Here is a 5,168-nt window from a genome sequence, read left to right as displayed (position 1 = left end):
CCCTGGTTTTTATTATTTCTTCCCTGATAATTCTGCTTGCCCTGACCCTGGCCTTCTTCACCATCAAGATCGCCGCTTGTACCCATATCTTCAAGGGCTTTAAGCTCTTCTATACTTACTTCTTCACTCTTGTCATTTCTAGGCTCATTACCATGTTTGGATTTCTTCCTTACAAAATGAACCTGATCTGCTGTGTAATCATGAACTTCTTTTTCATCATTAACATCAACAAGAATACGAACTGTCTGACGAAGTACACCAACATTAGCAACTTCACCTTCAAATCCGTCATCAGTTCTTACTATATCGCCAACCTTAGGAAGCTTCTTATTGAGCTCTTCGTAAACCTCTTCTTCGTTCTTGAGGCAGCACATAAGTCTTCCGCACACACCTGATATCTTGGTAGGATTAAGAGACAGGCTCTGCTCCTTGGCCATCTTAATTGATACAGGTGCAAAGTCAGAAAGATAAGAATGGCAGCAAAGCGGTCTTCCGCATATGCCATATCCGCCGATTATCTTGGTCTCGTCTCTTACGCCGATCTGGCGAAGCTCAATCCTTGTCCTGAATACTGCAGCAAGATCCTTAACAAGCGCACGGAAGTCAATTCTTCCGTCTGCTGTAAAGTAAAAGAGAATCTTATTATTATCAAAAGTATACTCAGCATCAATAAGCTTCATATCAAGGCCATGCTTTAGAATCTTCTCATGACAGACCTTGAAGGCTTCCTTCTCTTTTTCCCTGTTCTCTCTTTCCTGATTCTCATCAGTTTCATTAGCAATACGAATAACAGTCTTGATAGGCTTTACAACCTTATCATCTTCTACGTCATAAGCAGGTGCTACAACTGTTCCGTATTCTATACCTCTGGCAGTTTCCACGATAACATGGCTGCCTCTTTTGATTTCCAATTCTCCCGGATCAAAAAAATAAATCTTTCCGGCAGTACGAAAGCGTACGCCTATTACTCTGGTCATCTTAACCTCATTTCTTTATAGTTCCAATCAAATTAACTTTGCAAAGTTATGTCATATTGTCTTTTATACCGATCATCAGCATCTCTACTGCGATATCAGGATTGACGTTAACTTGTATCCTTCTTCGCGTCTTACTGATAAGATTTACGATGCTGTTTAAGCCTTCAAAAGTGCATTTTTCAGCCGTATCTCTAATATACGATAGGTCACCTGCGAAAATCAAGCCCCCGTCACTTTCTGTAGCTTTATACACGAGTACATCTCTGAAAAAGAATAAGAGCATGTCCAAAAAATCAGATATTATTTCTTTCTTATCAACGTTCTCTGCATTGCCCGCTTCATCCTGCGGTGTCTCTATCTCTTTGACTATATCAAGTATCTCATGAAGCTCTTTTCTGCTTATCTTCTGAAGAAGGCTGAAGGTCTGCTTCCTCATTCTGTCAAAATCTTCATTCTGCGAAAGTAAAATTGCCTTGCCTACATTGCCTCTTGCAAAGGAAACACAAAGATCCGCCCTGTAATCAGGAGTATGATACTCTTTCATCAAAAAATGCTTGATATCTTCATCAGGTGCCGGCTTCATTGGAAGCACCACGCATCTTGAAAGGATTGTTGGAAGGAAGACATCAAGGTTGTCGGTAAGTATCAGCATCACAACATATGACGGCGGTTCTTCCAGCGTCTTTAAAAGCGCATTTTGCGCCTGAATATTCATTTTTTCTCCATCTGGGAAAATATAGATCTTGTAAGGACCTGCATAAGGCTTTATAACAACATCATCGCAGATGGCACGAACTTCATCAACGCTGATGGTGTTAGGCTTTTCATGCGTAACGGTTATTATGTCAGGATTACTTCCGCTTTCCGCCTGTATACAGGAATGACATTTATGACATGGCTCGATAAGCCCATAATCTTCATGTCTGTCACTACACATAAGTGTCTGCGCAAATATTCTTGCTATGAACTCTTTGCCAGACTCCTTCTCTCCCGTGATTATATATGCATGCGAGGCTTTACCTGTTCGCAGTGCATTCTGCAGATGATCTGTCATCTGCTTTTGTCCGATTATATCGGCAAAATCCGCCATTCCAAGTCCTCTCTGTTTCAGGTAATTCTAAACCGCTCTTAAGTGAATATATCAAGGATAAGTCCTTCAATATCTCCTATTCTCCCCATTATGGCTATATTGTCTTTCTCATCCTTAAAAAGCTCTTGTGTAAGAGCATCAAGATTCTCATTAACAAGTCTTACTATTCCATATACTCTGTGTCTTCCCTTCCTGTCTAGAAAGTTCTCTCTGGAAAAAGTATGAGATCTTGTTATAACTTCATTCAAAAATTCCTTGATCAGCTTCCTGTACCTTTGCATATCCCTGATGTCATGCTTCTTGCCAATAAGCTTACCCTGCTGCTGTATATCCTGCATCATGTTGGTAAGTCTGTCCGCAAGCGTTGTATCTTCAAGCTTGGATGCCAATGTGAATTTAAACTGGTCATCAATAGGCTGATTATTCTCAGTCTGCTGAGTAGGCTGTGTCTGCTGTACCTGACCTATTTTAATATCCATACCCGCACCTCCTTATACAGATAGCGGTTATGCAGGAATTTATGTATCAGACACCCATCTGTGTAAGGTACTCATTAATCTCGTCAAGTATCTGATCTATTGTGCCTTCATTATTGAATCTTCTTGTGATTCCTGCTGCTTTGAGCTTTTCTTCAGAAAAGTCTTCTTCGTCTGCAAGATATCTTCGACACATCTCATCATATTTTGGGTGTTCCTGCTTATTTTCCCTGTGCATAGCCCGCTCCATGCGGATTCTGTCAGAGATCTCAATATATACAGGAACGACTTTATCTTTGCCAAAATAGTTTGTCATGGATTCATAGGCTTCAAGTGTTCCGATCATTAAAGAGCTTGAACTTTCAAGATCTATCTGTCCATCGTCAACTGTAAAATAGCGCCATGGTCCATAGCATGTGTCATAAGTTCGTCCTTCTATTATTTTTCGGTCATTCAAAAACTTCTGATAACCCTCTTCATCACAAAAGAAGTACTGAACTCCATTTTCTTCTTTGTCACGCATAGGTCTTGTTGTATATAACACAACCTTTTTAAGATCAAACTTGTTCTTTTCGAGAAGATTTCTGTATACAGTGTCTTTACCTGTTGTGCTCTTTCCCATGAGCAGGACTATTTTCCCCATTTTACCACCCTTATAAGTCTTCCTTCAGATATTCCCTGAACGTTAAGACCCTCTGTCAGATTTTCTTTGATATTATCTATGAGCTTGTCTGTAATTACTTCTCCGGGGACTACAAGCGGGATCCCCGGCGGATATAAATTAACGAAATCAGCTGCGATTCTTCCATCTGCTTTATCCAAAAGAATCTCTTCATGATCAGTATCCCAGGCTTTTGTAAGTGTCATCTTTATATCACAAGGAGTATAAGAACCTGTCCTAGATTCTGCTATGCTCAAATTTCCTGGATTTATCTTATCTTCTGCATTACTTGAATCAACTTGCTTTTTAGTATCTTCTGCATTATACAAATCATATAGATCAGCCTTGTCTTCTATCACTGTATCTATTTCTGTATCTATATTTTTATTAATTTTTTTATCTATATCTTTATCTATTTCTTTAATAGCCTCTATAAGCCTTTCTATGCCCTCTAATGTATCCATACCGGTTATTATCATTAGAACATAGGACTTGCAGGCCATTTCGGGCTGTAGTGCGTATCTATTCCTTAAATGATCATATATATCTGATCCTGTTATCGAATTATCTTTGCAGGCAATGACAATCTTGCATGGATCAGCTATTACCGAATAATCAGGAACGATGAGATGCTTTAGCTTTCTGGTATTAGCAAGGATTTTATCATGATATGACAAAAGCTTTGTTGCAAAGTCATCGCCGTATCTTGTCATATATGATATGCCATCATCTATAGATGCCATCATAAGATATGACGGACTACTGGTCTGATATATTCTAAGGAACCTCTTAAGTCTGTCTCTGTCAACATAGGATCCGCTTACATGTAGTAAAGCGCTCTGCGTGATACAAGGAAGAGTCTTGTGAAGACTGTGAATTACAATGTCTGCTCCCTGTGCTATCGCACCTTCAGGCATTCCCTTAGCTATACCTAGATGAGCTCCATGAGCTTCATCAACAATAAGAGGGATATTATGACGATGTGCTACATCAGCTATAGCCCTCACATCCGAATACACGCCTTCATAAGTTGGTGATGTTATAAAGACAGCTTTTATATCTTTATTTACCCCTAGAGCCTCTTCTACAGACGCTTTAGTTACAGCGCCGCAAAAATCATAGCCTTCTATATTCTCAGGATATAAATATCTAAGATTCAGATTTCTAAGATAAGCAGCGTGATACAAAGACTTATGACAGTTCCTTGCAGTCAGTATAGTGTCTCCATCAGCTGTAACAGCCGATATGGCCGACAGAACGCCACAGGTAGATCCATTTACAAGGAAAAAGGTTTCACCAGCCTTATACAGATCATTAGCCCTGTTCTGACATGTCCTTAGTAAATCTCTTGCATCATGCAGATTATCAAAATCATCTATCTCAGTAATATCATGATCAAAAAGTAAAGCTGTATCCATACCACAAGAAGCATTCCTTTTATGCCCAGGCATGTGAAAAGGATACATATTACTCTTTGACAGATCTGAAAGCTTATCCCACAGTTCGCCCAATAGTATCTCCAATTGCTCTAAAGTACTTAACTTTTAAATTATACCATAGATTGATTCTTAGTAAAAAAAATAGCATAAGACTATGTCTTATGCCTAGAAATAAAAAAGTGCCTTGAACAGGAATCGAACCGGTGACACACGGATTTTCAGTCCGTTGCTCTACCAACTGAGCTATCAAGGCACAGAGTAGCGGGGACAGGATTTGAACCTATGACCTTCGGGTTATGAGCCCGACGAGCTTCCAGACTGCTCCACCCCGCGTCATTGAAGTCCTTCAAGAACTCCCACTATTATCTGTATGAAGTTAACGAGTGGGTGGCGGTGGATTCGAACCACCGAAGCAATTTGCAGCAGATTTACAGTCTGTCCCCTTTGGCCACTCGGGAAGCCACCCTTATGAAAAAGCCGATGAGCGGACTCGAACCGTTAACCTGCTGATTACAAATCAGCTGC

5 protein-coding genes and 3 tRNA genes are annotated in these 5,168 nt (G+C 40.0%); all 8 read right to left on the bottom strand.

Annotated elements, in window-relative coordinates:
- A partial coding sequence (locus K6G87_RS18060; RefSeq protein WP_296840395.1) for a PSP1 domain-containing protein occupies positions 1-977 on the bottom strand: 977 nt, incomplete at its 3' end.
- Positions 978-1,023: 46 nt separating this feature from the next.
- Complete coding sequence (locus K6G87_RS18055) at positions 1,024-2,067, bottom strand: DNA polymerase III subunit (RefSeq protein ID WP_296840393.1); 1,044 nt, start codon at positions 2,065-2,067, stop codon at positions 1,024-1,026.
- Between the two features lie 38 nt (positions 2,068-2,105).
- Entirely contained in the window at positions 2,106-2,546 is a 441-nt protein-coding gene (locus K6G87_RS18050; protein WP_296840390.1) for a YaaR family protein, read from the bottom strand.
- Positions 2,547-2,592: 46 nt separating this feature from the next.
- On the bottom strand, positions 2,593-3,186 hold the full coding sequence (locus tag K6G87_RS18045) for a guanylate kinase (RefSeq protein WP_296840388.1): 594 nt from the start codon (positions 3,184-3,186) through the stop codon (positions 2,593-2,595).
- Complete coding sequence (locus tag K6G87_RS18040) at positions 3,174-4,715, bottom strand: aminotransferase class I/II-fold pyridoxal phosphate-dependent enzyme (protein ID WP_296840385.1); 1,542 nt, start codon at positions 4,713-4,715, stop codon at positions 3,174-3,176. Before K6G87_RS18040 ends, K6G87_RS18045 begins: the two co-directional genes overlap by 13 nt.
- 108 nt (positions 4,716-4,823) lie before the next feature.
- Positions 4,824-4,896: transfer RNA gene (locus K6G87_RS18035), tRNA-Phe, on the bottom strand.
- 6 nt (positions 4,897-4,902) lie between these two features.
- A tRNA-Met gene (locus tag K6G87_RS18030) sits at positions 4,903-4,976 on the bottom strand.
- Between the two features lie 51 nt (positions 4,977-5,027).
- Positions 5,028-5,109 (bottom strand) — tRNA-Tyr (locus K6G87_RS18025).
- Positions 5,110-5,168 lie beyond the last annotated feature (59 nt).

Source organism: Butyrivibrio sp. (genome assembly GCF_024699075.1).
The sequence above is the reverse complement of the archived record's forward strand: the minus strand, read 5'-3'. Positions and strand labels throughout refer to the sequence as shown.

Bases quoted from the DNA above. Each gene is read 5' to 3' on its own strand.
- K6G87_RS18050 (WP_296840390.1), bottom strand. From the start codon at position 2,546: ATGGATATTAAAATAGGTCAGGTACAGCAGACACAGCCTACTCAGCAG.
- K6G87_RS18055 (WP_296840393.1), bottom strand. From the start codon at position 2,067: ATGGCGGATTTTGCCGATATAATCGGACAAAAGCAGATGACAGATCAT.
- K6G87_RS18045 (WP_296840388.1), bottom strand. From the start codon at position 3,186: ATGGGGAAAATAGTCCTGCTCATGGGAAAGAGCACAACAGGTAAAGAC.